This window comes from Streptomyces sp. SS7, from assembly GCF_037993025.1.
Lineage (GTDB): Bacteria > Actinomycetota > Actinomycetes > Streptomycetales > Streptomycetaceae > Streptomyces.
On the sequence record NZ_CP141223.1, the window covers coordinates 9,756,112 to 9,781,378 of the forward strand.

Sequence of the window (25,267 nt, forward strand, 5' to 3'; positions counted from 1 at the left end):
GGCGTACCAGAGGTCGCGGGCCGCATCGAAGGAGACGTCATGGCCGGCGATGGTGACCGTTGTGCCTGGTGAGGTACGGGCGCAGGGCCTGGGGCGGTTCGGTGCTGCTGCTCACCAGCACCACACCGAGCTTTTCCCCGGCGCCCGAAGACCACCAGGGACGCTCCAGATAGATTCGGATGGCGTTACCGCGCCGCCTGCTCTGGTCGGTCGAGATCGATCGGTGTGCTGCTGGGGTGCGCGGCGTTCCACGCGGTGGCCCAGCGCTTGATCCAGTCCCACACCCCCATCATGTTGAGATCGCCGTCGGCGAACCTGGAGGACAGCAGCAGGCGGTACTCGTGACCTGGTGCCACTGCCACCTTCAGCACCCCGCCGGCCCAGGACCAGCCGTCGGAGGTGCCGCTGATCAGCCGAAGGCGCAGCGAGGACGCCTCCGGCCAGCTTCCCAGGGCCGGCGCCGCCAGCTCCGTGGTGCTTCCAGGCAGCCCCCTGATGAGCAGCTGCCTGGCCAGAGGGTCCGGCAGGTAGGTGACGGGCAGCGAGTCGGTGTCGAAGAACCAGGTGTCCGCGTTCGCCCCGGTGCCCTGATGGGCCCCCGGCAGGTCTTCCAGCCGGGCCGCGTCCCGGGTGGCAAGCAGCTGGTAGAGGTCGGTTCTCATGGGATGACCGCTCGCGTCGGCGTCGAGCATGCCGTGCTGCTCGGCGATCGCCTGCGAGGTACGCGGGGGGAGGACATGCCTGTGGGACTCGGCTGTGGAGCCGCCCGCGTTCTCGCTGCGGATCACCATCCTGTTCACCGATTCACCGACTGTCTGCGGCTTGCGCAGCAGCACATGGGGCGGCGGCACCGGATCGAAGCGACGGTAGGTGACTTCAGGCGTTCGCAACCCTGTTTCGTTCGGGAAAAGGTCCTGCTGTGTGAACGACACGCTGTCGCCCGCGAGGTCCACCGCACGGGCACGGAAGGTGTACGCATGGCCAAAGCGGAGCCGGGGCAGGCTGCCCGGCGGCACAGTGAACCGCGTGGTGAAGGGGAAGTCCTCGTCCTTGACCGGCTCGGGGTCGGCGAGCGTCCCATCGGGCTGAAGGGCCCGGCCGATGCGGTCGACGGCCAGGCTCCAGCCGGCCCGGCGCATCAGCGACTCGCCCAGATACAGATCGGTGTCGTCAGTATCCCCGGACGTGCTGGGCGCCAGGGTGACCTGCCCTTCTTCGGCCGTGCTCACCGACTGTCCGTCACGCTCGAAAACGTAGACGCCCTCGCGCGCCATCAGAGACCGCCATGAGGGGTCTGCGAGGTCGCGGACGTCCCAGCGATGGCCTCGCACGAGGTCGTCCGCATACAGGTCCAAGGTGGCGGACCGTGGGTTGCCGTTCTGGTCGTAAGCTGCGGAGTTGGCCTCGGCGGCCCGGTCGAACGCCTTGATGAGCTCGGTCGCTCGGCCGCTGCGCGCGACCGACAGACCCGCCGACCGCAGTGCGGGCAGAGAGAACCGGTCCGCACTTGCCGCACTGCGCTTCTTCAGCCTGCTGCCGTCCACCACGCGTGAACGGGTGACGTTGTCGGCGAACTGACGAGACAGCAGCGCTCCGCCGTCCGGGTCGACGGGCACGACCGTGAACCGGTCTCCCAGGCCTACACGCAGCATCCCCCGGTCGACGTCACTGGCGTCGGCATCGCGCGGCGCGGCCTCGAAACGGTTGCCACCGATCAGGCAGCGGGTGCGGGGCAGCACGTCCGCGCGGCCGGTTGCCGGTGGCGGACTGGCCGACCAGGTGATCTGCAGGGAGGCCCAGGTCTGTGTCGCGGGCCCGGTCAGCAGCGCGGTAACGGCCGGGTCGTCGACCTCGAACTCCAGGACGAGCCCCAGGACCCGCTGAAGTCCGCGGTACTCGCGGGTCGCGGCGATCACCTGGTGTACGTCCAGGTGCTCCCGCGCCTGTGCGGGCAGGGGACCGGATCCGGGCTTGCGCCCTCGCTGGTCGCGCAGGATCGCGGCCCGGCCCTGGTGGGGTCGAAGCGCTTGGCGGGGCTGGTCTCGGGGTCTCGGTGTGCCGTGCCAACGATTGTAGGCCGACGCCTGTTGACTTTCCGGAGGGGGTCTGCGCATTATGTCAACGCACGTTGGCCTACGAATGTTGGCCAACGTGCGTTGATCTGTTCTCCGGACCAGAACGGAAGACTCCGCCATGAACACCACCGAGCTGCCGGCCGTCGTGCCCGCCGGCACCCTGGAGGCCCTGGGCGAACTCGGAGTCTCGGATGAGCTGATCGCGCACGGCTCCGAGGTCATCCGATTCGCCGTCGGGGACGGCTCCCGGCTGCTGCTGGCTGTGCCGGTCGGCCAGCTGTCCAACCTCGAGTTCACCGGCAACTCCTACGCAGAGTTCCACCACCCCGGGTACATCTCGCGGCGGGGTGGTGCGCGAGCACCCTGTCCGGCGCGAGTCTCCTGCCACCAGCCGGGGCCGGGCGACAGGAGAGACGCAATGGCCACGAACACCGTCACAGACGATCCTCCAGAGATAGCCGTGACCCGCAGGGACGCGCTGAAGCTGGCCGGCCTCGGCATCGGCTCGGTAGCCGCCTTCGGCGTGGGCGTCGGCGGAGTCCGGGCCGTCACCAACGGCGCCTTCAGCGCCGGATCCGGTGATCCGTACGACCTCTGGCACGACTGGAGTTCGATTTCCGGCGTCGAGCGGGTGGTCGCGGCCGGCGTCCTGGCGTGCAATCCGCACAACACCCAGCCCTGGCGCATGAGAGTCAACGGCAACGTCATCGACGTCCACTCCGACCCCAGCCGGCGGATGCCCCTCAACGACGCGAGCGGCCGTGAACACTTCGCCGGACTCGGCTGCGCCGTCGAGAACATGGTGATCGCCGCCGGATCGGCCGCCTTGACCGCGCAGGTGACCCTCTTCCCGGACGGCGTCGCCTCGGACCTGGTCGCCCGGATCGCCCTGAGCGGCGGCGGCAGAGGGCGGGACCGCGACCTGGCCGCCGCGATCCCGCACCGGCACACCAACCGCGGCCCGTACACGTCCACGCCCGTGGACCTGAGCGGTTTCACCGAGCAGAGTTCCCGCGTCGACGGAGCGAGCGTGCTGTGGATCAGCGACGAGACGGTGCGTCAGCAGTTGGGCCGGCTCTACGTGGAGGCCACCGAGGCGATCACCGCGGACTCCGCCCAGTCGAGAGAAGCCTTCACCTGGTTCCGCAGCGCGCGCAGCACCATCGACAAGCACCGCGACGGGCTCACCCTCGACGGCCAGGGACTCGGCGGGCTGACCCTGTTCGCGGCGAAACTCCTGCCGGCGCAGTCCCGCAAGGACGGCGACGCCTACTGGGTCAAGGCCACCCGTGAGGTGCACACCGTGACCGCCGCCGCGTACGGCGTCATCACCGTCGACGACGTCACCGACCGAACCGCGCAGGTCAACGGCGGACGGCTGCTGGCCCGGATGCACCTGACCGCGACCGCTCTCGGCCTCGGACTGCACCACATGAACCAGATCACCGAACGCATCGACCGCGACGCCGCGGCCGGCAACCCCGATGTCTTCTCCGCACGCTGGGCCGCCCTGCTCGGCCGCCCCGCCTCGAGCGGCCTGCTGTCCTTCCGGATCGGTCACCCCGGGCGCACGCCGGGCCTCAGCCCGCGCCGCAGCCTCGACGACGTCGTGACCTGCTGACCTCTGCCCGGGCGGCGGGTCCGAAGCGCCGCCCGTCCACCAGTTTCTTCGTCCAAAGGAGATCCCCCATGCCCGCCTCACCCGTCACGGGCCCGGCCGCAGGACCGGTGCGCGCACTGCGCCCCGGTGCCGTTCTGGCCGTGACCTGCCTGGCCCTGGCGACCGTCGTATCGGCGATGGCATCGCTGAGCGTGGCATTGCCCGACGTCGCCCGCGAGACGCACGCCAACCAGACCCAGCTGTCGTGGATCATCGACTCCTACAGCCTGATCTTCGCCTCGCTGCTGCTGTTCGCCGCGACCCTCGGCGACCGCTTCGGCCGTCGCAAGGCCCTGCTCGGCGGCATCGGACTGTTCGCCGTGATATCGCTCGCCGCGACCTTCACGGACGAACCGGGCGTCCTGATCACCTTGCGCGCCCTGCTCGGCGTGGCCGCCGCGTTCGTCATGCCCGCCACGCTGTCCACGATCACCAGCACGTTCCCCCGCGACCAGCAGGCGCGCGCCATCAGCATCTGGGCGGCGGTCGCCGGCGCCAGCGCCGCGCTGGGACTGTTCGCCTCGGGCGCGCTGCTGGAGGTGTGGTCGTGGCGATCGGTGTTCTGGCTGAACACGGTGATGGCCGGAGTGGCGTTCATCGGCACCCACCTCTTCGTCCCGGAGTCCGCGCAGCCGGGCAAACACCGGGTGGACGTGGTCGGAGCGGCTCTCACCGTGGCCGGACTCGGGGTGCTGGTCTACTCGGTCATCGAGGCACCCGAGCACGGCTGGGGCAGCACACGCACCCTGGCCGGCATAGCCATCGGGCTCGCCGTCCTGGTCGCCTTCGTCGCCTGGGAGCTGAAGCACCCTCACCCCCTGCTCGACCCGCGGCTGTTCCGCAACAAGCTGTTCGCGGCCGGATCGATCTCGACCACACTGCAGTTCTTCGCGTTCTTCGGGTTCATCTTCGTCACCATGCAGTACCTCCAGCTGGTGCGCGGCGACAGCGCTCTGATGGCCGCGGTGAGCGTGCTGCCGATGTCCGCGGCGATGATCCCCAGCGCCCGCCTCAGCCCGCTCCTGGTCGCCCGGCGGGGCATCCGCGCCCCCTGGGCCGTCGGCCTCATCCTGGTCACCACCGGCCTGGCCGTGCTGGCCCAACTCGACGCCGGCAGCTCGTACTGGCTGATCGTGGGCGGGCTCGTGCCGCTCGGCGCGGGCATGGGCCTGGCCACCACGCCGGCCACCGCCGCCATCACCGACGCCCTGCCGCCCCGCCTGCAGAACGTGGGATCCGCCGTGAACGACCTGTCCCGCGAACTCGGCGGAGCCCTGGGCATCGCCGTCCTCGGCAGCCTCATGAGCGCCCAGTACCGCGACTCCCTCGACACCGACGGGCTCCCCGCCCCGATCGCCCACGCGGCACGCTCCTCCCTCGCAGCCGCCAACCACATAGGCCACGCCACCGGCAACCCGGCACTGATCGACGAGGCCCGCGACGCCTTCGCCTCCGGCATGCACCTCGCCCTCCTCAGCGGCGCAGCCACCACCGTCCTGGCCGTCGTCGTCGTCACCCTCCTGCTGCGCCGGACCGGCAAGCCCGGCACGGACCAGGCAGAGACGCAGACCGACGGCACGGACCGGGAAGCGGCGCAGGCGACGGCGTAACCACCAGCCGACTGTCGGGCACATCTACCACGACGTGCGGCGCGAGCGACCACGATTCGTCCCTCGCGCCGTACCCGGTAAGGAAACTGACATGACTTTGCTGCGCGCTCAGACGGCGCACCAACCCGGCCCTCCCCGATTGCCGGAGCCCCCTGGAAGCCCTCACCCGCGCCTTCGCTCTCCTCGGCACACGCGGCACCGGTCTCATCGTCGCGGCCCTGGCCAAGGGCCCGGCCGACCTCCACCTGATGCGCGAGCGCGTCCCCGGCTTCAGTGACGGCCTGCTCACCCGGCGCCTTCGGGAGATGACCGCCCTCGGCCTGGTGGCCCGAACCACCTACCCGGGCACACCTACAAGTACCTGCTACACGCTCGCCTCCCACGGCAAGGCGCTCCTCATTCCCCTGGCCGCCCTGACGGTGTGGGCGCAGGACCATCTCCCCGCGAACGCCTCCGAGGAAGCCCGTTGTGCCCGACGCGACCAGGCCAGGGCGGACTGGTGAAACGGCGTGAGGGCATGGAGACGGCGAGGCTGCTGCTCCGGAGGTTCGTGCCACAAGACGCTGCGGCCCTGTCTGTGTATCGATCCGAGCCGGAGGTGAGCCGGTATCAGCCCTGGGATTCGCCGCTGCTGCGGGAGGATGCCCAGCAGTGGGCGGCCACGTTCTCGGCCGGGGGTCCCCGCCACCGACCGCGTCTCGGCCGACTGGGACAGGCGCAATCTCCACCCGGCCGAACTGGTGCAGCGCGGGGGCTTACGGCGTGAGGGCCACCTCGTCGAGAGCACCTGGAGCAAAGCAGTGGATCGACGGCGTCCTCTTCGGACCCCTGCCACCGGTTCGTCCGTCATTCCACAACCGCTGTTCACGAGACCCGGAGATTTCTGAGCGACATCGCATCACGTCGCCAGGCCGAATTTCAGGAAAGCAGTGTCCGGCCGATGCGATCCCTTTGGTGTGCAGTGTCACGTCAACAGAACTCGCTGAATCCTTTGAAGGGAGAGAAAAATGAGCGCACACGAAAACGTGGACCTGGGGCATACGGTGGCCGGCTGGACTGGGACAGCCGTCGCACTGGCCGGCTTCTGTGTCGCAGGTCTCGGAATGATCGCTGTTTCCGTGGCGTTGGTGATCTCCGGTATCGCCGTGATCGCCCTGGCGGCGGTCATCACCTGGCTTCTCCACCTGGCGGGCTGGGGGAAGCCCAGCGGTCCCCGCCCAGCCGACCAGTGGGACTGGCGGGTGAAGGATCTCGGCGCCAGGCAGGGGCACCCGGACTGCCTTGGATGCCGCATGGCTGGGAGGCGGGTCGATGCGGCGGCGAAGCTCGCAGAGCCGATGTCCACAGCCGCCACCTCGCTGCCGCACCAGAGCCTGCACAGCTCGAGTACTCAGGAGCAGGACCTTCGAGCCCGTCTCTGAGGGCGCGTCAGTCAGGGCCCGGCAGGTCTGTTCGAGTGCCGTTGGGATGGAGGTTCCGGTGACCTTGTCTCCACCGGTTGAACTGCGCACGGCCCGTCTCGTGCTTCGCCCTTGGAAGCCGTCTGATGTGGAGCCGTTCGCTCGTATGAACGCTGACGCTGAGGTCGTGGAGTATCTTCCAGGCCTCTTGGAGCGAAAGGTCAGCGATGCTTTAGCTGACCGGATATCTGCGGGAATCGAGAGGTGGTTACGCCACCGAAGGAGCAAGAGCGGCCGTCCGCTTCGGTTTCGACGTGCTGGACCTACCGGAGATCGTCTCCTTCACCGTTGCGGGCAACCGACGCTCCCGGGCGGTCATGCAACGCTTGGGCATGACACACGACCCACGCGAGGATTTCGACCATCCACGGCTTTGAGCTGACCCCCGTTTCGTGGAGTCCCTGAAGCCAGGCTTATGATCCTGGCCCGAAGGAGAACCACGAGCAGTGCCAGCACCACGTAAATACCCCGACGAGCTCCGCGAGCGTGCCGTCCGCGAGGTCCGCACCACCGGCCGTCCGATCGCGCATGTCGCGAAGGACCTGGGCATCCACAAGGAGGCCCTGCGCGGCTGGGTCCGCCAAGCCGAGGCGGACACCGGGGAACGCGACGACCGGCTGACCACCGCAGAGCGGGACGAGCTGAAACAACTCCGCCGGGAGAACGCGGAGTTGAGGCGGGCGAACGAGATTCTGAAGGCCGCGAGCGCGTTTTTTGCGGCGGAACTCGACCGTCCCCGGACGAGGCCGACCAGGTGATCGAGCACCTCAGGGACAAGGGCCTCGGGGTCGGGTTCGCCGGCCGGGTGCTGGGGCTGTCCGAGTCGGCGTACTACGCGCGCAAGAAGCGGCCGAAGTCGGCCCGCCGACTGCGGGACGAGCAGCTCATGCCGCTGATCGAACAGGTCCATACCGAGTCCGGCGGCACCTATGGCGTCCGCCGGATCACCCGCGCGCTGCGGCGCAGGGGCGTCCACGTGGCCCGCTGCACCGTCGAGCGGCTGATGGCCGAACTGGGCCTCGAAGGCGTCATCCGCGGCCAGCGGCGCCGCACCACCGTGCCGGAGCCGGCGGCACCCAGGCCGCCGGACCTGGTCGACCGTGACTTCACCGCGAGCCGACCCGACCAGCTCTGGGTGGCCGACATGACCTATGTCCGCACCTGGACGGGCTGGGTGTATGTGGCGTTCGTCCTGGACGTCTTCTCCCGGACGATCGTCGGCTGGCAGGTCGCGAACCACATGCGAACCGAACTGCCGTTGGACGCACTGGAGATGGCGTTGTGGAGACGGAAGATCAAGAAGGACTCCGGCCTCATTCATCACAGCGACCGCGGGGCGCAATACGTATCAATTCGCTATACCGGGAGGCTGTCCGACGTCGGGGCTTCGGCCTCGGTCGGCTCGGTCGCGGACAGCTATGACAACGCGATGGCCGAGGCCCTGAACGGCACCTTCAAGGCCGAGCTGATCGAGATGCAGGGCCCCTGGAGGGACGTCGACCAGCTCGAGCGGGCGATCTTCCAGTGGGTCGCCTGGTACAACGAGGAACGGCTCCACTCCGCCCTCGACTACGTACCGCCCGCCGAGTACGAACGCGACTGGTGGCGACAGCAGGAGGCCACCCCGCAGTCCGCCTGAAACAAGATCGCCGGACTCCACGAAACTCGGGGCAGCTCACTTCCACCCGGGCACGTCTTGCGTCGGCATGTGCTCTACCGGCCTGCTCGCGAAGCCCCGACCATCTCAGTGGACGTTAAGTCCCTTTCTGGTAGCGGCCTCGTCCGGGTTGGGTGAGGAAGCCTTGTCGGGTGAGGCGTCCGAGGCGGCTGCGGGTGATGTTGACGGATGCCTCGTCGGTGGGCATGCCGAGGAGTTCGTGCAGCTCACGGGCTCGGAACTCTTGACCGGTCAAGTGCTGTATCTGGTCGCGCGGTTCGCCGGCCCGGGCCGCGGTCTCGCGGTGCTGGGCCTGGAGGTCGGCCAGGAGCTCGATGACGTTCACGCGGCCAGCCCGAGGGTGTCGCGCCAGGACAGAGCGGGTGTGGTGAGGCGGCGGGTCATGTTCGCGATGGAGGCCCAGTAGACGCGCGAGGTGGAGGTGTCGGGCCGGTGATCGTACTCGCGGGCCTGCCGGCGGTGTTGTCGTGGGCGGATGCGGCCAGCACGACGACGCCGGTGATCAGCCCCAGCACGTCGACGGCCGGTCCCCGCTTGCGGCCCGAGACCTTCTTGTTGGCGTCCAGCCCCGTCGGGGTCTTGGGGACACCCGCGGCCGCGCGCACGGACTGGGTGTCGATGATCACGAGGGACGGGTCCTCCAATCGCCGGGCTCTCTCCCTCACCTGGCAGCGCAGGAGTTCCTGGATCCGCTGGTCAAGGCCGTCCTGGCGCCACAGCGTGAAGTAGTGGAACACCGCCGACCAGGCGGGAAGGTCATGGGGCAGGTAGCGCCACTGACAGCCCGTCCGGTTCTGATAGAAGATCGCGTTCACGACCTCCCGCAGATCGCAGGCCCCGGGATCACCGGTCGCTGACCGCGCCACCCTCGCCTGCTTCCAGGCCGTGATCATCGGCTCAATCAACGCCCACTGCACGTCCGATAAGTCGCTGGGGTACGGCTTTCGCCCCATGCCTGCATCTCGGCATGGACATGCCCACTACGTGGCCCGCGCAGCCATCAGTACCACGATCGAGCGACCACGAACCGGGAAGACCGGACTTAACGTCCACTCAGTGCGGCGCGGACAGGAAGCTGGAGATCGCCAGCATGGCCAACCATCCCGACGGGACGTACGGCGCGTGGCTGGCAGGACTCGGGCTCTCGGAGGCGATTGATTCGAGGAAGCCGAGGTGTTCGCGGCGCGGCTGCCGGAGCGGGGGCAGACAACACCGCCGTGCCTGCCCGGCCGCGGACCGGGTGAAGGCCAGGGAGGCACTGCGCGCCACCCTGGGGATGGAGGAGACGCCGGCACCCTTCGTCCAGAGCATCCCCAGAAGCCGTTGATCATGTGGCTTTCGGCGTGGATGGTCGTTGCTCTGGTAGTGAGTAGTCGCGTCCTTGGATCGTGGAACTGCGGTCGCCGATCGAGCCGTTGCTGCCCTGGCCGGCACCGAAGTCGGTGGAAGGCAGACTGCGGGTGCCGGACCGGCACGCTGCGCGGGATCCTTTTCATGCTGCATATCGGCATCCACCTGGTGATCGGCTTCTGTCGTGTCCGGGCCGTCCGGTGCGGACCCAAAGCGTGCCCAGCCCGATCGGCCGCGCACGGGGCCGCAAGCAGCCCGTCGTCACCGGCACCCCGACATCCCGCTGTCGCTGTCGCCGACCGACGGAAATCGCAACGACGTCAAGCAGTCGCTCCCGCTGCTGGACATACTCCGGGGGAAACCGGCGATGCACCGACCTGGCCTTGCAGGTCCGTTGGTTCTCCTATCGCGCGCCGCCCACATCCTTTGCACTCGCTGGTGGCCTTTTGCGTGAGGGGGCGCCGTCGCCGAGGTACCTGAGGGTGACCTCGGCTGCGGCGAGGTCCTGCACCCCGAGGCCGATGAGTTTGCAGACAGTGATCTCGGCGTTGTCCGATCGGCCGGGTGCGGTCCGTGCCAGGACCTCTCCGAGCTCTGCATGCTCCGCGGTGTCCATTCCTGCTCGCGCCAGGTCCCCGTGGATGCCGGCCAGTTCACGGCTGTCGACGACGATCCGATCGGCTTTCAGCAGGCAGCCGCGAGACAGTTCGGCCTTGGAAGGATCGTCGGCACCGACTGCGGTGATGTGCATGCCTGGCGTGAGCCACGCGCTTTCGACCAGCGGTTTGGTGCTGGCGGTTGCGGTGACCAGGACGTCGGCCCCTTGACAGGCCCCTCGGACATCGGTCGCGGCCCTCACGTGCAGTTCAGGGTGGCGGGCCATGACAGCGGCTGTCAGGCGCAGCACATGGTCGGGGTTGCGCCCCCACACGCGTACCTCCCGCAGGGGGAGTTCATGGGCGGCCGCCAGGATCTGCAAATAAGCCTGGACACCGGTGCCCAGGACGGCGAGCACGGCAGAATCCGGTCGGGCCAGGGTACGTGCGGCAAGGGCGCCGGCAGCAGCGGTACGGATGTCGGAGATGTGGTGCTCGTCCTCCAGCAGCATCCGCAGATCACCGGTCTGGGCGTCGAAGACGGCGATGATCCCGGATGCCGGTGTACCGCCGCGCCGGGATCGCTCGAGGAACCATGTCGCCACCTTCACGGTGAACACGGGGCGCCCGGGCAGCCAGGCCGACTTCACGTGAACGTCGCCGTCCCGCCCGGCGGGTGCGAAGACCACCACCGGAGAGTCGCCCATGCCCCGGCTGTAGTCGGCAAGCGCCAGGGCCACCGGTTCCAGGACGTCTTCGTATCCGACTGCGGCCCGGATGGCGGCAGGGCCGGCGTGGGGCAGTGCGGAGGGGCTCATGCGGGCAGCTCCCTCAGATGCCCTTCAGCGACGAACGCCACTTCGCCGCCCACCGTGACGGAGCGGATGTCCTGTCCTTCGCCGTGTGCGCTGATCGTCATCTGGCTGGCGCGGCCGGTGAAGCGCCCCTGGTGCAGGGTGACGCTCTCCCCGTCGCCGATCCGGCTGTGTCGGCGCAGGTAGGCGGCGGCGCAACCGGCGCCGGAACCGGTGGCCACGTCCTCCAGGACGCCGTCGTTGTTCCAGTGACGTCCTTCCATCGTGGTGGCGTCGAGCAGGTAGGCGAACTGTGCGCCCTGCGCGGCGAGGGGAGCTTCGAGGTCCTGGGCGATCCGGGCGCGTTCCAGCGCGTCGCCCCGCACAGGAACCATGAGGTACCGAAGTCCTGTGGAGAGCACTTCCGCAGGAAGGTCCGGATCCAGGTCGTCGGTGTCCAAGGAGAACCAGGCGGCCAGCTCGGCGATGTCGGGGCGGCCGAGGAATGCGGCGGGGCCCTGGTCGAGAACGGCGCTGTAGCGGCCCGCTGCTCGGCGTCGGGTGGTGACGTCGACCGCTCGGGCCTTGAGCTTCAGGGGCCAGGTCTCGGTCTCATCGCCACCGTGCAGCGCGTGCAGGACGCATGCCGCGCCGATGAGGGGGTGGCCGGCGAAGTCGAGTTCCCCGGCAAGGTCGAAGACGCGCGCATGCCGGCTCCGGTCACCGGTGGGGTCCCGGGCCAGGAAGACCGACTCGAAGTGGCGCATCTCCTGGGTGATGCGCGCCATCTGCTCCGCGCTGAGCTGTGCGGAGTCGGGGAACACCGCCAGGCTGTTGCCGCTGTACGGCCGGCTGCTGAAGACGTCAACGTGTAGGTAGCGCATGTTTCGGACAGTACGGTCCGTCGCCAGGTTCAAGGAACCGGCAACTTTCATAGGGCGGATATAACCTGTGCTTATGGGGCCGGATCTTGAGACATCGCTCCTGCGGGCCTTTGTCAGCTGCGTCCGTTCGGGGAGCATCAGCAGGGCTGCGAACGTGCTGGGGCACAGCCAGCCGGCGCTCAGCGGACAGCTGAGGAAACTCGAACGCGCCGTCGGTCAACCGCTGCTGCACCGGTCTGCGACAGGTGTGTCGCTGACCAGAGCCGGGGAGGCTCTGCTGCCGTACGCGGAACGCATCCTTACCCTGTCGGCACAGGCTATGACGGCCACCGGGGAGACCGTGGCCGGGCACTGCGGCGTAGGTCTGATCGAGGACCTCGCCGCCGCTCCGTTCGCACAGGCCTTGGCCGACTTCGGCCGGATGCATCCGCAGGCGACGCTGGAACTGGTCAGCGCGCCCGGCCCGGCAATGAGGAGGGCCTTCACGACCAGCCGCATTCACCTGGCGCTGTGTGACCCGGCGTATCTGCCCGAACCTCCGCGCTGGACCGTGCGGCTGCCCCTCGTCTGGGCCGCCGGGCCTGAGGTGGACCTCAGCCTGGACCCGCTGCCGCTCGTGCTGTTCTCCCAGCCGTGCCGCTGGCGCATGCCGGTACTCGACGCTCTGAAAGACAGCGGACGCGACTGGCGTATCGCCTTTGAGAGCACCGGCCTGGCCGGCGTGCAGAGCGCGGTTCGCGCCGGGCTGGGCGCTGCGGCCCTTTTTCCCGCCCAGGTCGACTCCGGCATGGCGGTGCGCGGTTTGCCCGAACTGCCCGACGTGGAACTCGGAATGGTCCGACGTCCGGGCACCGAGGGCGATGTCCTTGTCGACGCGGTCGAAGAACTCCTGAAGAGCTTGATCTGACGCAACGCACGAGGGCCAGGCACGCGAGGAAGCGGTGCCTGGACGGCTCGCCCTCGGGCGCCGTCACGACTGCGGCCTGCCTCCACCCCGAGGACGAGCTGCCTCCGGGCAGGCAGACGTCGCCTTGGTCAGCGGTGACACCGTGGCCGCCGCGAGTACGTGCAGTTCGGCGAGCGGCTGCCCGGCCGGGCGGTGGGCCCCGCGCCGGCGTACTCACCGGCCTGCACAGCGGTGCGCTGGGGCGATCGGGAGCCGGCCCACCACCGATGGGACGTCTGCGAGGCGGGGGACGCCCGCTGTACCGCCGTCTCCGGCCGGCACCGCTTGGCGCAGCGCTGTGCTCTGTGTGCCTGCGGGTTTCGGCGTGCCGGAGGCCGAGGACGCGCAGTCCGTCGTGGTGATGCAGCAGGCGCTGGACGAGGAGACCGCAGCGGTTCCGCCGGGCATCCGGCCGTACGGGCGGTGCCGGGGGCTATGCCGGCCCGGGCCGCTTCGCGATCTGCGGTCGTCGCCCGCGCCAGCGCAAGGCGTGGCCGCCGTCGCTGATGCGGCAGGGCGCTCCGGCACGCCGACGGTCACCCCTCGTCGAAGCCGGCCGCGGGCAGGTGCGACCCGGGTCATGCGCGAGGTCCGTCCGCTCGCCGACGCCGTCGAGCGCGACGGGCGGGAGCGAGCACGCCGGGGCGGCTCCGCTGTGCATCGCCTGGGCCAGGCGCAGCCACCGCAACGCGGCACGGAGGGGTCCGCCGTCCTGCTGCGCCGCGCCGGCCCTCCCGCTGGGCTGCGTCCATGGCCCGCTGTGCTCCTCCTCGGCAGGACTCCTGGCCCGGTCACTGAGCGCTGCGGCATTTCGAAAGCCAGTGGGTGATGGCCGTGCTGTCTGCAGCGACAGCACGGCCATCCTTTCCAGCGGCGGTCTCGTCCCCACGGGCCGCCGCCTTCCGGGGCGCGCCGCGAGCAGGTGATGCCCGGGCGTGTGCGGCGACGCCGACCGCCCCGCACAGAGCCCCGAATCCTTTCGGATCGTCCCTGGTTCAGACGGGGATCAGTCCGCGGTCCTCGTCCGAACCGCCCGGGCTCTGGGACAGTTCCTTGTCGAGCTGCTCGCCCTCCACATCGACGTTGGGCAGACTCCGCTCCAGCCGGCGCGGCAGCCACCAGGCCCGCCGGCCCAGCAGAGCCAGCACGGCCGGAACGATCGTCATGCGGACCACGAAGGCGTCGAAGAACACCGCGATCGCGAGTCCGAAGCCGATCATCTTGATCATCTGCTCGCTGGAACCGATGAAGCCCGCGAAGACCGCGATCATGATGACCGCCGCCGCGATCACCACGCGGGCGCTGTGACGGAAGCCGGTGACGATGGCGTTCTGGGGCTGCTGGCCGTGGACGAAGGCTTCTCGCATCCGCGTGACCAGGAAGACTTCGTAGTCCATGGCGAGGCCGAAGACCACGCCGATCATGAAGATCGGCATCATCGACATGACCGGGCCGGTCTGCTCGACGCCGAACAGCGAGCCGAGCCAGCCCCACTGGAAGACGGCCACGACGGCGCCGAGCGCGGCGACGACCGAGAGCAGGAAGCCGAGCGCTGCCTTGAGCGGCACGAGCAGTGAGCGGAACACCACCATCAGCAGGAGGAAGGCGAGGCCGACGACCAGCGCGAGATAGGGCAGCAGTGCGTCGCTCATCTTCTGCGAGAAGTCGGTGTTCAGCGCGGTCGCGCCGGTGACGTAGACGTGGTCGCTGGTCTTGTCCCGGATCTCGTGGACCAGGTCCTCGGTGGCCAGTGAGGACGGCCGGTCCTTCGGGATGACCGTGATCATGGCTGTGTCGCCGGCCTTGTTGAGGGTGGGTTCGGTGACGGCGGCCGTGCCGTGGAGACTCCGGATGAGCGTGATCGCCCGGTCGGCCTCGGTTTCGTCGCCGTCGACGACGACCGTCAGCGGTCCGTTGAAGCCGGGGCCGAAGCCGTCGGAGAGCAGGTCGTAGGCCTTGCGCTGGGTGGTGTTGACGGGCTGCGAGCCGTCGTCGGGCAGGCCGACCTCCAGCGAGGCGGCCGGTAGGGCGACTGCGCCGAGGCCGACGACGCCGATGAGCAGGACGGCGACCGGGTGGCGGAGCACCAGACGCGCCCAGCGGGCGCCCATGTTCGGCTTGTGCGCGACGGCCCTGCCCCGGCGGGCCTTGCGGCCGAGGACTCGGTCACCGGCGAAGCCCAGCAGGGCCGGAATCAGGGTGAGAGCGATGAGCACCGCGATGACGACGGTGCCGGCCGCGGCGACACCCATCTTGGTGAGCAGGGGGATGTTGACGACGGCCAGGCCCACCAGGGCGATGACCACGGTCAGGCCGGCGAAGACCACGGCCGAGCCCGCAGTGCCGGCGGCCCGTCCGGCGGCCTCCTCCTTCTCGCGTCCCTCGGTGAGTTCTGAGCGGTAGCGGGAGACGATGAACAGCGCGTAGTCGATGCCGACCGCGAGGCCGATCATCATGGCGAGCGTCGAGGTGGTCGTGCCCAGGTCGAGGGCGGCGGCCAGTCCCGTGATCGTGGAGATGCCGATACCCACGCCGACGAGCGCGGTGAGCAGCGGCAGACCCGCGGCGATCAGCGACCCGAAGGTGACGACCAGGACCACCCCGGCGATCACCACGCCGATGATCTCCCCGGCACCCGTCTCCGGCGTGGCCTGCAGCGCGTCGCCGCCGATCTCGACGGTGAGCCCGTCGTGCCGGGCCTGTGCGCCGGCCTTCTTCAGGGCGTGGAGGGTGCCGTCGGTGAGTTCCACGGAACCGACCCGGTAGGTGACGGACACGTACGCCGTCGAGCTGTCCTTCGACACAGCCTGCGTCGTGTACGGGTCGGTGACGGAGGCGACCTGCCGGGAGCCGGACTTCAGCGCGGCGACCACGCCGGTGACCTCGGCCCTGGAACCGGCGTCCGTCATCTTCGCGCCGTCGGGCGCCTTGAAGACGATGCGGGCGGTGGCACCGTCGGCACTGCCACCGGGGAAACGCTCCTCCAGCAGGTCGAAGGCCCTTTGGGCCTCCGTGCCGGGAACGGAGAAGGACGACGAGGTGGCCGCCGGCGCGGACGCCGCGGCGAAACCGGCGAGCGCCAGGAGGGCCACCCAGATGAGGGCTACCAGCCTGCGGCGACGGAAGGCCAGCCGCCCGAGTCTGTAGAGAATCGAGGCCACGAGGGCTCCCTGTTCATTGAGGGGGACGAGAGGAACAGGGTCGGCCTGCCTCTTTGACCACTCAGGTCAGAGAACTGCGCCGCACCTCAGGTGCGGGTCCTCTCAGGTACTCATCGTCCTTGCGGCTCCAAGCCCCTCACATGAGTAAACGATGCCCATGTCCCCGCGGAGTGCGGCAGGTCCGCCGGCGGACGTGACGGCGGCCCCTGCGGCCCCTGCGGCCGAGGCGGTTGGTGCGGCGAGAGCGGGGCGGTGAACGGGCCTCACGGCCGGCCGAAGAAAGAAGCCCCGGGTGCAGCCGGAGCGCCGGAGCAGTGGGTTCCCCGGCCTCCGCATTTTGTCAACAGGTGTAGGCCAACCGGTGTTGACTTTCCGGCCGGGGGTGGGCATTCTGTCAACAAGTGGTGGCCAACGCTTGTTGGCAATCTGCTCCGCACCCGGCCCGGAGACCGGGGTGCCCCCGGCCGGAAGGACAACCGCCATGAAGTCGCTGCTCCCCTCGAAGCCCGGTGCGGCGTACGAGGCGCAGTGCACCGGCCGGGCAGAAGCCGCCTTGGGCGAGGTGCGCCCGACCGCAGCCGCTCCCGGCCCGCTCACCTCCTTCTCCCGGTTCGTCCTGTGCGGCGGCGGTGTCGGACTCGCTTCCGGGCCGGCCGTGGCACTGCTGGCCACGCTGATGCCCTGGGCGTCGGCGAACGCACTGGTCACCGCAGGTTCCACCATCCTGTGCACAGAACTCCACGCGCGCTTCACCTTCAAGGCCGGGCGGCATGCCGGATGGCGCCGGCACTGGCAGTCCGCCGGGTCGGCCTTGGCCGCCTACACAGTGACGTGCGCGGCGATGTTCGTCCTGCACCTCATACAGCCGTCGGCCGGGACGCTGAGCGAGCAGGCCGTCTATCTCGGTGCTTCAGGGCTCGCCGGAATCGGGCGGTTCCTCGTTCTGCGCCTGATCGTCTTCGCCGGCAGTTCGACCACCGTGCAGGAGAGCAGCCCGGCGGAGGTCCAGGAAGCGAGCGAGGCCGCGTCCTGGTCCATCGCGACTGCGCCGCGGCCGAAGACCCCGCAGCCGGTGAGCGAGCGGGTCATCTTGCGTGGGGCGAGGGCGGCGGCCACGATGCCGACCGGAAGAACCAGCCTCAGGGGGACGGGCGTTCGTCCGGGCGAGTCGCTGTGCGAGGGGTTCACCCGGGTGTCTTGATCGCTTCCGTGGCGGTGACCGACGTACCGGGTCCGGCCCCGGGTCTTCCGTCCTTCGCGCGCGGTGTCCCCGGCGTGAGCGGCAGTCCTGGATCCGGAAGGTGCGACACGCTTTCGCGCAGAGGCCGGGGGCCAACGATGCAGGGGCCAGCCGGTGATGCCCGCTCCGCGGACCTTGTGTCCGGGCGCGGAAGGCACTCGCGCAAGGAGATGACAAAGGCCTTGGCGTGTCGTGGACCGCAAGCCTGTGCCGCAGCCGACCGCACCGGCGAGGCCGGCTGCGGTCGCAACCGGCCGACCGCCCTCCGGCACCGGTCCGCCACCCGCGGCGACAGCGAGGTCGTGCCGCACGTCAACCGGTGACAGCCGCACGGCCGAGGCCATCACGCATGCCGGTGGACGTCTCAGGCCCTTGTCTCCTGGAAGGCCAGTACGTCCTGGCCGGTGTCCCAGAGCAGGATCAGCAGGGCGCGCACCGATGCCTGGTCGATGTTCTCGACGATCAGCACGGTGCCGTCCTCGCCAGGCGTGGACACGTGGTCGAACCTGGTCCGGATCACGTCCAGCAGGGTGCGGGCGATCGGTGCGCGCAGGGTCAGCTCGTAGCGGGTGGGGGCCATGCCGTACAGGAAACCCGTCGCCCGTGGGCGCGCGCACCACCCGCGCGGCAAAGACACCCGGGGTGGGATCAGATCAGGCCGGGTTCGCGTGCCGTTGTCACGGCGTCGCGCCGGGAGGCGACGCTGAGTTCGCGGTGGAGAGGTAGCTCCAGAATCTGGCCCGGGCCGGCGGGACCCGCCTGTAGCGGGCCCGTGCTGATCGCGTCGCCGGCGTTGTGCAGCGCGGTGAGGGGCTCCTTCGCCGGGCGGGAACTGCAGCTGCGCCGCGCAGTTGGTCAGGTCGCGACGGGTTCGTCGTCGCTCTCGTCGAGCGAGAACCACGCGATGCGGGCAGATGTAGGACCGCCTCGTGGATCCGAGAGTCGGTGAGCAGGTGGCAGTCGTCGAGGACCAGCACATAGGCCTGTCCGTGTCACGTCACTCCCGGCCCTGCGAATCGGCACCGCAACTCGGCGCCGATTCTGCCAGCGGGCACCCCGGGTAGATCTTGGGGCGGGGTGGTGCGCGAGCACCCCGTGTGACGCGAGTCTCCTGCCACGAACCGGGGCCGCGCGACAGGGACGCAATGGCTGAAACACCGTCCCGGACGACCCCTTCAGAGAGACAGCCGTGACCCGCGGGGCCGCCCTGGAGCCGGCTGCCTGGGCATCGGCTCGACAGCTCGACAGCCCCCCTCATGGCCGCCGTGAGCGTGAAACGGATGGTCGGTGAAGGCCGGGAAATGCCGCAGTGCCACGCGTTCTACAGCAAAGAAGGCAAAGCAATGCCGTGGAGTGAGATGGAGTGGTTGCGCGCCGCCGCCTGCGTGGGCGAGGACCCTGAGCTGTTCTTCCCCGTGAGCGCGATCGGGCCGGCGCTGCGGGAGGCCGCTGCCGCCAAACGCGTCTGCGCCCGCTGCCCGGTGAGCTCCGAGTGCCTGTCCTACGCCCTCGGCACCGCACAGACCTCGGGTGTGTGGGGCGGAACCGGCGAGGAGGAACGCACGGAGCTGCTCCGAACCGCCGGGTATGACGCTACGAGGGGGAGTCACGGCCGGACCGGACCGGGACGCGCCGGGCCCCTTCCAGCCTCCGGGGCGGGCTGGGCAGCAGACGGATGAAGCCCCAGGCGGATCGAGTGCCGTCGGGGTCCCGCGGCTTGTGAGGCGGCCGCCGGACTCCGTCTCGGTGTGCTCTGCCGGCCGTTGCGCGAGCGGTCCGCCCGCAGCCCGTGCACCTCGGCGCCCACCAGCCATCCCTCGGTCCCAGTGCCGCTGCGGGGCCCCGGTCCTTCGCGTCAACGAGCGTGGGCCAACACGTGTTGACTCTCGCTGGGAATTCGAGCATCCTGTCAACGAGCGTCGGCCAACGCTTGTTGACCTACTTCCCGGATCAGAAACGGAAGGCTCCGCCATGAACGCCACCCCACTTCCCGCCCGCACCGAAGTCGCCGTCGTCGGCGCCGGACCGGCCGGTCTCGCCCTCGCCGTCACACTCGCTTCGGCAGGCATCGACTTCGTTGTCCTGGACAAGCTGGCGGAGGGTGCCAACACGTCGCGCGCCGCCGTGGTGCATGCCCGCACGCTGGAGGTCCTGGACGAGCTGGGAGCCTCCGCGGAGCTGATCGCGCGGGGCGTCAAGGTCACCCGGTTCGCCGTCCGCGACGGCGCGCGCCGACTGCTGACCGTGCCGTTCGACAAGCTGCCCACGCCCCACCCGTACACGCTCATGGTTCCGCAGTACGAGACCGAGAGCGTGCTGCTGGACCGGTTGCGGGCGCTCGGCGGGGACGTGCACCGCCCCTACGAGGTCGCGTCCGTCGTCCAGGACGAGGAGGGCGTGACGCTCACCATGACCACAGGTGAGACGCTGCGCGCCGCGTACGCCGTCGGCGCCGACGGCATGCACAGCACCGTGCGTGAGGGGGCGGGCATCGGTTTCACCGGCAACGCCTATGCCGAGTCCTTCGTGCTCGCCGACGTGGTGATGGACTGGGTCCCGGGACCGGACGAAGTCTCGCTGACCTTCGGCACCTTGGGGCTCGCCGTAGTCGCCCCGCTTCCCGGCGGCCACTACCGGGTCGTCGCCACCGTGGACGACGCGCCCGCCGCACCGGACCTCGCCTTCGTCCAGAAGCTGCTCGACGAGCGCGCCCCCGGCCAGGCCAAGGTCACCGGTATGGCATGGTCGTCACGGTTCCGGGTGCACCACCGGGTCGCCGACCACTACCGCGCTGGCCGTCTGCTGCTGGCCGGCGACGCCGCCCATGTGCACAGCCCCGCCGGCGGGCAGGGGATGAACACCGGCATCCAAGACGGCTACGCCCTGGGCCAGGCGTTCGTCACCGGCCGGCTCGACGGCTATGAGGCGCAACGCCGCCCCGTGGCCCAGCGTGTGGTCGCCTTCACCCACCGCATGACCCGCGTGGCCACCACGCGCAGCTCCGTGGCCCGCGGTGTCCGCAACCTCGCGCTGCCTCTGCTGGGGCACACCCCGATGCCCAGGAAGCTCGCCACCGAGCTTGCCGAGCTCAACTACCGCTAGTGCCGTGACCGGAAAGGTTTGCCGGCTCGCGACGCCCGGCACGGCACCTCGCCGCGTTGTCGCATCACCCGAGTGCATCCGGTACGCGGGCGACGCTCCGCCTTGCGATGCGCCGCACCGGACGCCGCGAGCTTCCCGGCAGACCTTCCCGGTCACGGCACTGGACATCGCCCTCCTCGCCGCCGTGCACGGTGAACGGGCTGCGCCCCCGAAGACCGGGCATCCTGGGATGAGACAGGATCACGCCCCCTTCCATCCCATCCGCAACATCTCACGACTCGCCGGCATCGACGGTCTCTACGGCCCCGCCTGTACCTCATCCACCCACGCGAGGAATCATCCGATAAACGGGCGACTTAGGTGAAGACGACATCTCGGCTCGAAACGGGTATGGGTCATGCCGTCCGGAAACCTGTGGCCCCGGTGCCCGCGCACCACCCGCTCGGGAAGAACACTCCGGGTGGCCTCAGATCAGGCCAAGATCGCGCGCAGCTGCGACGGCGTCGTGGCGGGACGCGACGCCGAGTTTGCGGTAGAGGCTCTTGTTGTACGCCTTGACCGTGTTGATGGACAGGAACAGCGCTGCGCCGATCTCCCGCTGGGTCGCCGGTCCCTGCAGTGCCCGCAGGATCGACAGCTCGCGGTCGGTCAGTTCCTCCGCGAGGGCACCGGAGCGTACGGCGGTGCGGGTGCCGGCTCGGCCCAGCCGCGTTTCGGCCTGCTCGAGGCGCCGAGCCGCGTAGGCGCTCACCGGCTCCTCGTCCGCGACCTCGCGGGCCCGCGCCAGTGCGGCGCGGGCGGCCGGCCGGTCCCCGAGGGCGAGTTCGGCGTCGGCGAGATACAGCAGGCCGAGGAACAGTACGGTCGGCCGGGGGTGCAGTTCGGCGAGGGGGACGGCGCGGCGCAGCAGTACGGCGGCCGTCTCCATGTCGGCTTTCTGGTAGCTGCGTCTGGCCTGGGCGATGCGCAGCGGGGCCAGCCCCGGCGTGCTCGTCTCCCGTCCGTCCCGTTCGACGGCGTCGGCGAGCGGACGGGCCTCGCGCAGGACCCGGTCGCAGTCCTCGCCGCGGCCGGCTTCGGCGAGGCTGATCGTCAGTGTGCCGGCGCCCTGAAGCATGAGCGACGGCGGCCACGCCTTGCGGTGGGTCGGTGACGACCACAGGTCGAGCAGGAGGGTCGCGGCCTCGTCGAAGCGGCCGTCGCGCGCCAGCATGGCCCCCAGTGCCGCCCGAGTAGTCGGATGCCCGGCGGTGCCTGCCTCGGTTTCTTCGTCCAGCGCCTGCTGCACCATGGCGACGGATAGAGCGGCCTGGGCATCCGGCATGCCGAAGCCCGCCCGCACGCAGAGCACGGCGCTGCGGAAGCTGTGCCAGCCGGGTACGGCAGTGTTGTGGGCGTCACCTGCCTCGCAGGCGTCCAGCCAGTGGTTCACACGCTCCTGATCGCCGCAGAGCGCTGCCGTGTAGGCCAGTGAGAACGCCAGCGCCGGGTTCACCGCCCGGCGGGGCAGCTGCTCGCCGAACTGCAGGTAGGTCGCGGCGGCCCCGCGGGGGAAGAACCAGGTCTCCGCGTTGCGCAGCATCAGCTCGGCGGCGTCGTTGTCGCGGTCGGCGCGCAGCAGGTGGCGTACCGCGTCGTCGATCCGGTCCTGGTCGGTGAACCAGGCCGCGGCGTGGCCGAGGACCTCTCGCGGGTCCGTGGTGGCCTCGTGTGCCAGGACCTCACGCAGCAGGTGATGGCACCGGTACCACTGCTGTTCGTCGTCCAGGGCGGCCACGAACAGGTCCGCCCTGACGAGATCGGCCAGTACCTGGGCCGATCCGGTCACCTGTAGTGCGGCGTCGCACAGCGGGCCGGAGAGCCGTTCGAGCGGCGCGGCCCGCACGAGGAGGTCGCGGTGGCGCGGTGCGAGGCCCGGCAGCACCTCGGCCGCGAAGTAGTCCAGCAGGTGCCGGTCGTCGGCGTGGGCTTTCGCCGGGTTCGCGCGCAGTGCGAGGGCGGCCAGCTGCAGGCCTGCCGCCCACCCCTCGGTCCGTTCCCACATGGCTGCTGCCGCCGTCTTGTCGAGGTCGTGCCCCGACACCGCCGACACCAGGGCTGCCGCCTCGTCGGGCGAGAACCGTAGCTGTGCCGCGCGCAGTTCGGTCAGGTCGCCGCGGGCCCGTAGCCGCGCGATCGGCAGCGGCGGGTCGGTTCGCGTGGCGATCACGATCCGCAGCGAGGCGGGCAGGTAGGAGACGAGATACTCGACCGCCTCGTGGATCCGCGGGTCGGTGAGCAGGTGGTAGTCGTCGAGGACCAGCACATGCGCCACTTCGGATGCGGCGAGCTCGTTCAGCAGCCTCGGCAGCGCGAGGTCGACCGGGGAGACGTCGGCCGCGTCCAATGCCTGGAGCGGGCCCGTGCTGATCGCGTCGCCGGCGTTGTGCAGCGCGGTGAGCACGTAGCTCCAGAACCGGACGGGTTCGTCGTCGCTCTCGTCGAGCGAGACCCACGCGATGCGGCGCTTCTCCTCGGGGTCCGCCGCCCAGCCGCTGAGCAGGCTCGTCTTGCCCCAGCCGGCGGGTGCCACCACCGCGGTCAGCCGGGTCTCGGCCAGACGCAACTGACGCTGCAGGCGTTCACGCGGGACCGCGCCGACCCGGGCCGGCGGGATCACCTGCTTCACGGCCAGCAGGGGCCGCGTAGGTATGTCCGACGTCACGACGCTCCCGACCTGCGGCCTGGCACCGCAACCCGACGCCGATTCTGCCAGCTCGGACACCCCGGGTACATCTCGCGGCGGGGTGGTGCGCGAACACCCTGCCCCACGCCAAGCTCCTGCCACAGCCCGGGGCCGCGCGACAGGAGAGACGCAATGGCCACGAACACCGTCACAGACGACCCTCCACAGACAGCCGTGACCCGCAGGGACGCGCTGAAGCTGGCCGGCCTCGGCTCGGCAGAAAGTCCTCGGCGTGGGCGTCGGCGGACTCCGCGCCGCCACCAACGGTGCCTTCAGCGCCGGATCCGGTGATCCGTACGACCTCTGGCACGGCTGGACCTCGATGGCCGGCACCGAACGGGTCGTCGCCGCCGGCGTCCTGGCGTGCGACCCGCACAACACGCCACAAGCAACCCGGCACTGATCGGCGAGGCCCGCGACGCCTTCGCCTCCGGCATGCACCTCGCCCTCCTCAGCGGCGCAGCCACCACCGTCCTGGCCGTCGTCGTCACCCTCCTGCTGCGCCGGACCGGCAAGCCCGGCACGGACCAGGCACAGACGCCGAACAGCGGCACCCACAGCGACACGGCGAAGTCGGCTGCGTAGCCACCGCCGACCGCCCGACAGCCATCACGACGTACGGCGCGAGGGCCGCACCCCGCTGCCCTCAGCGACGTACCAGGAAGGAACCGGCCATGACGCTGCCGTATCCTCAGCCGCCGCACCAGCCCCACCCTGTGCAACTCCCCGAACCCCTGGTGGCCCTCACCCGGGCCTTCTCCCTGCTCGGCAGACGCGGCACCGGGCTGATCATCACCGCCCTCGCCCGGGGCCCGGCCGATGCCGCCCAGGTGTGCGAGCGCCTCCCCGCTCTCAGCGAAGGCGTGCTCACCCGGCGCCTGCGGGAGATGACCACCCTCGGCCTCGTGACCCGAACCGCCGCGCCGGACACGCCCTCACGTTCCCGCTACGCGCTCTCCGCCCACGGTAAGGCCCTCCTCATCCCGCTGGCCGCCCTGACCGTGTGGGCGGAGGACCACCTCTGCGCCGGCGTCCCTGAGGCCGAGGCCGGCCGCAGAAGACCGCTGAGGCACCCGGCTCAGGTTCCTGGCCTCAGCCGGCGTCATACCCACGCTGCTGATCGAGGGCACGTCCGTGAAGGACGGGAAGGCGAGCAGACGGCGGGGCCGGCGCCGCGAGGGCTTCGTGACAGCAGGCGCGCCCGAGCCTCGCTGCGAGCGGCACGCCTGGGAAACCGGTAGAGCGCCCCGGCGAACTTCGCCCCTCACACCCGATCCTGCCTCACTCGAAGGAGCCAGATGCCCACGCTCGATCGTCACGACGACGTTTTCGTTCTCGACCTCGGAGACGGCGAGAACCGCTTCCACCCCGACTGGCTCGCCTCCGTCGCCACCGCACTGGACGAGGTCGGGAAAGAGACAGGCCCGCGCGCTCTGGTGACCACCGCGACGGGAAAGTTCTACTCCAACGGCCTGGACCTGGACTGGCTGCTGGCCCACCTGGACGAGCACCCCGGCTACGTCGTCTGCGTCCAGGAGCTCTTCGCGCGCATGCTGTCCCTGCCGGTGATCACCGTCGCGGCTCTGCAGGGACATGCCTTCGCGGCCGGAGCGATGTTCTCCCTCGCGCACGACTTCCGCATCATGCGCGCAGACCGCGGATACTGGTGCCTGCCCGAGGCGGACATCGACATCCCCTTCAGCCCCGGCATGTCCGCACTCATCCAGGCACGGCTGGGCCCGCACACCGCGCACCGGGCCATGCTCACCGCGCACCGCTACGGCGGAGCCGACGCGGTGGCCGCCGGCATCGTCGACCAGGCGGTCGCCGAGAACGAAGTGCGTACGGCGGCCATCGCACTGGCCCGGTCGCAGGCGAGCAGGGCGGGGGTCACCCTCGGCACCATCAAAGCCCGCATGTACGCCCCGGCCCTGACCGCGTTGCGCGACACCACCCTTCCCCTCGGATGAAGTGCCGTACACGCCG

The 25,267-nt window shown here is 70.1% G+C and carries 20 protein-coding genes and 3 pseudogenes; 14 read left to right on the forward strand and 9 right to left on the reverse strand.

Annotation, left to right across the window (positions count from 1 at the left end):
• Positions 1-185 precede the first annotated feature (185 nt).
• Complete coding sequence (locus U5640_RS43935; RefSeq protein ID WP_340373760.1) at positions 186-1,739, reverse strand: hypothetical protein; 1,554 nt, start codon at positions 1,737-1,739, stop codon at positions 186-188.
• Positions 1,740-2,193: 454 nt separating this feature from the next.
• Here U5640_RS43935 and U5640_RS43940 point away from each other — a divergent pair, with 454 nt between their 5' ends.
• The 6 genes and pseudogenes from U5640_RS43940 (at position 2,194) to U5640_RS43965 (ending at position 8,444) form a co-directional block, all read left to right on the forward strand.
• Complete coding sequence (locus U5640_RS43940) at positions 2,194-3,696, forward strand: hypothetical protein (protein WP_340373759.1); 1,503 nt, start codon at positions 2,194-2,196, stop codon at positions 3,694-3,696.
• A gap of 68 nt (positions 3,697-3,764) precedes the next feature.
• A complete protein-coding gene (locus tag U5640_RS43945) occupies positions 3,765-5,345 on the forward strand; it encodes an MFS transporter (RefSeq protein ID WP_340373758.1) in 1,581 nt (526 codons plus the stop codon).
• A 218-nt stretch (positions 5,346-5,563) separates the two neighbouring features.
• Positions 5,564-5,848 (forward strand): winged helix-turn-helix transcriptional regulator, encoded by a 285-nt coding sequence (locus U5640_RS43950; protein WP_340385689.1) that lies wholly within the window; start codon positions 5,564-5,566, stop codon positions 5,846-5,848.
• A 504-nt stretch (positions 5,849-6,352) separates the two neighbouring features.
• Positions 6,353-6,766, forward strand: coding sequence for an HGxxPAAW family protein (locus U5640_RS43955; RefSeq protein WP_340373757.1), 414 nt, complete (start codon positions 6,353-6,355; stop codon positions 6,764-6,766).
• A 293-nt stretch (positions 6,767-7,059) separates the two neighbouring features.
• Entirely contained in the window at positions 7,060-7,182 is a 123-nt protein-coding gene (locus U5640_RS43960; RefSeq protein WP_340373756.1) for a hypothetical protein, read from the forward strand.
• A 69-nt stretch (positions 7,183-7,251) separates the two neighbouring features.
• A pseudogene (locus U5640_RS43965) lies at positions 7,252-8,444 on the forward strand (IS3 family transposase).
• A 115-nt stretch (positions 8,445-8,559) separates the two neighbouring features.
• On the opposite strand, the gene U5640_RS43970 reads toward U5640_RS43965, so the two are convergent.
• The 5 genes and pseudogenes from U5640_RS43970 to U5640_RS43990 all read right to left on the reverse strand — a co-directional run bounded on the left by U5640_RS43970 (position 8,560) and on the right by U5640_RS43990 (position 12,107).
• Positions 8,560-8,808 carry a hypothetical protein gene (locus tag U5640_RS43970; RefSeq protein WP_340373755.1) on the reverse strand — a complete coding sequence of 83 codons (249 nt, stop codon included), beginning with the start codon at positions 8,806-8,808 and terminating at the stop codon, positions 8,560-8,562.
• Positions 8,805-9,436, reverse strand: a pseudogene (locus U5640_RS43975) (transposase). The gene U5640_RS43970 and the pseudogene U5640_RS43975 overlap by 4 nt, the downstream one beginning before the upstream one ends.
• Positions 9,437-9,536: 100 nt before the next feature.
• The gene (locus U5640_RS43980) at positions 9,537-9,794 is read right to left on the reverse strand and encodes a hypothetical protein (protein WP_340373754.1); all 258 of its coding nucleotides are present in this window, start codon (positions 9,792-9,794) and stop codon (positions 9,537-9,539) included.
• A 442-nt stretch (positions 9,795-10,236) separates the two neighbouring features.
• A complete protein-coding gene (locus U5640_RS43985; RefSeq protein ID WP_340373753.1) occupies positions 10,237-11,247 on the reverse strand; it encodes an ornithine cyclodeaminase family protein in 1,011 nt (336 codons plus the stop codon).
• The gene (locus tag U5640_RS43990; protein ID WP_340373752.1) at positions 11,244-12,107 is read right to left on the reverse strand and encodes a PhzF family phenazine biosynthesis protein; all 864 of its coding nucleotides are present in this window, start codon (positions 12,105-12,107) and stop codon (positions 11,244-11,246) included. Before U5640_RS43990 ends, U5640_RS43985 begins: the two co-directional genes overlap by 4 nt.
• Positions 12,108-12,180: 73 nt before the next feature.
• Between U5640_RS43990 and U5640_RS43995 the strand changes: the two genes are divergently transcribed.
• Positions 12,181-13,014, forward strand: a complete 834-nt coding sequence (locus U5640_RS43995; protein ID WP_340373751.1) for a LysR family transcriptional regulator — start codon at positions 12,181-12,183, stop codon at positions 13,012-13,014.
• A gap of 1,034 nt (positions 13,015-14,048) precedes the next feature.
• Here U5640_RS43995 and U5640_RS44000 read toward each other — a convergent pair.
• Entirely contained in the window at positions 14,049-16,214 is a 2,166-nt protein-coding gene (locus U5640_RS44000; protein WP_340373750.1) for an MMPL family transporter, read from the reverse strand.
• A gap of 553 nt (positions 16,215-16,767) precedes the next feature.
• On the opposite strand from U5640_RS44000, the pseudogene U5640_RS44005 reads away from it, so the two are divergent.
• A pseudogene (locus U5640_RS44005) lies at positions 16,768-17,178 on the forward strand (GtrA family protein); the annotation flags it as partial.
• Positions 17,179-17,818: 640 nt separating this feature from the next.
• Here the strand turns inward: U5640_RS44005 and U5640_RS44010 are convergent.
• The gene (locus U5640_RS44010; protein ID WP_340373749.1) at positions 17,819-18,034 is read right to left on the reverse strand and encodes a hypothetical protein; all 216 of its coding nucleotides are present in this window, start codon (positions 18,032-18,034) and stop codon (positions 17,819-17,821) included.
• A 778-nt stretch (positions 18,035-18,812) separates the two neighbouring features.
• On the opposite strand from U5640_RS44010, the gene U5640_RS44015 reads away from it, so the two are divergent.
• Positions 18,813-19,133, forward strand: coding sequence for a WhiB family transcriptional regulator (locus U5640_RS44015; RefSeq protein WP_340384840.1), 321 nt, complete (start codon positions 18,813-18,815; stop codon positions 19,131-19,133).
• 292 nt (positions 19,134-19,425) lie between these two features.
• A complete protein-coding gene (locus U5640_RS44020) occupies positions 19,426-20,556 on the forward strand; it encodes an FAD-dependent monooxygenase (RefSeq protein WP_340373748.1) in 1,131 nt (376 codons plus the stop codon).
• Between the two features lie 466 nt (positions 20,557-21,022).
• Here the strand turns inward: U5640_RS44020 and U5640_RS44025 are convergent, their stop codons facing one another.
• A complete protein-coding gene (locus U5640_RS44025) occupies positions 21,023-23,260 on the reverse strand; it encodes a LuxR C-terminal-related transcriptional regulator (RefSeq protein WP_340373747.1) in 2,238 nt (745 codons plus the stop codon).
• A gap of 253 nt (positions 23,261-23,513) precedes the next feature.
• Here U5640_RS44025 and U5640_RS44030 point away from each other — a divergent pair, with 253 nt between their 5' ends.
• The 4 genes from U5640_RS44030 (at position 23,514) to U5640_RS44045 (ending at position 25,251) form a co-directional block, all read left to right on the forward strand.
• Positions 23,514-23,684, forward strand: coding sequence for a hypothetical protein (locus U5640_RS44030; RefSeq protein WP_340373746.1), 171 nt, complete (start codon positions 23,514-23,516; stop codon positions 23,682-23,684).
• The gene (locus U5640_RS44035) at positions 23,645-23,866 is read left to right on the forward strand and encodes a hypothetical protein (RefSeq protein ID WP_340373745.1); all 222 of its coding nucleotides are present in this window, start codon (positions 23,645-23,647) and stop codon (positions 23,864-23,866) included. The genes U5640_RS44030 and U5640_RS44035 overlap by 40 nt, the downstream gene beginning before the upstream one ends.
• Positions 23,867-23,955: 89 nt before the next feature.
• Positions 23,956-24,522 (forward strand): helix-turn-helix domain-containing protein, encoded by a 567-nt coding sequence (locus tag U5640_RS44040; RefSeq protein WP_340373744.1) that lies wholly within the window; start codon positions 23,956-23,958, stop codon positions 24,520-24,522.
• A gap of 57 nt (positions 24,523-24,579) precedes the next feature.
• Positions 24,580-25,251 (forward strand): enoyl-CoA hydratase-related protein, encoded by a 672-nt coding sequence (locus U5640_RS44045; protein WP_340373743.1) that lies wholly within the window; start codon positions 24,580-24,582, stop codon positions 25,249-25,251.
• Positions 25,252-25,267: the final 16 nt, after the last annotated feature.

Excerpts from the sequence above, each read along its gene's own strand:
- U5640_RS43940 (WP_340373759.1), top strand. The coding sequence starts at position 2,194 with ATGAACACCACCGAGCTGCCGGCCGTCGTGCCCGCCGGCACCCTGGAG.
- U5640_RS43945 (WP_340373758.1), top strand. The coding sequence starts at position 3,765 with ATGCCCGCCTCACCCGTCACGGGCCCGGCCGCAGGACCGGTGCGCGCA.
- U5640_RS43955 (WP_340373757.1), top strand. The coding sequence starts at position 6,353 with ATGAGCGCACACGAAAACGTGGACCTGGGGCATACGGTGGCCGGCTGG.
- U5640_RS43980 (WP_340373754.1), bottom strand. The coding sequence starts at position 9,794 with ATGCTCTGGACGAAGGGTGCCGGCGTCTCCTCCATCCCCAGGGTGGCG.
- U5640_RS43985 (WP_340373753.1), bottom strand. The coding sequence starts at position 11,247 with ATGAGCCCCTCCGCACTGCCCCACGCCGGCCCTGCCGCCATCCGGGCC.
- U5640_RS43990 (WP_340373752.1), bottom strand. The coding sequence starts at position 12,107 with ATGCGCTACCTACACGTTGACGTCTTCAGCAGCCGGCCGTACAGCGGC.
- U5640_RS43995 (WP_340373751.1), top strand. The coding sequence starts at position 12,181 with ATGGGGCCGGATCTTGAGACATCGCTCCTGCGGGCCTTTGTCAGCTGC.
- U5640_RS44010 (WP_340373749.1), bottom strand. The coding sequence starts at position 18,034 with ATGGCCCCCACCCGCTACGAGCTGACCCTGCGCGCACCGATCGCCCGC.
- U5640_RS44015 (WP_340384840.1), top strand. The coding sequence starts at position 18,813 with ATGGAGTGGTTGCGCGCCGCCGCCTGCGTGGGCGAGGACCCTGAGCTG.
- U5640_RS44020 (WP_340373748.1), top strand. The coding sequence starts at position 19,426 with ATGAACGCCACCCCACTTCCCGCCCGCACCGAAGTCGCCGTCGTCGGC.
- U5640_RS44040 (WP_340373744.1), top strand. The coding sequence starts at position 23,956 with ATGACGCTGCCGTATCCTCAGCCGCCGCACCAGCCCCACCCTGTGCAA.
- U5640_RS44045 (WP_340373743.1), top strand. The coding sequence starts at position 24,580 with ATGCCCACGCTCGATCGTCACGACGACGTTTTCGTTCTCGACCTCGGA.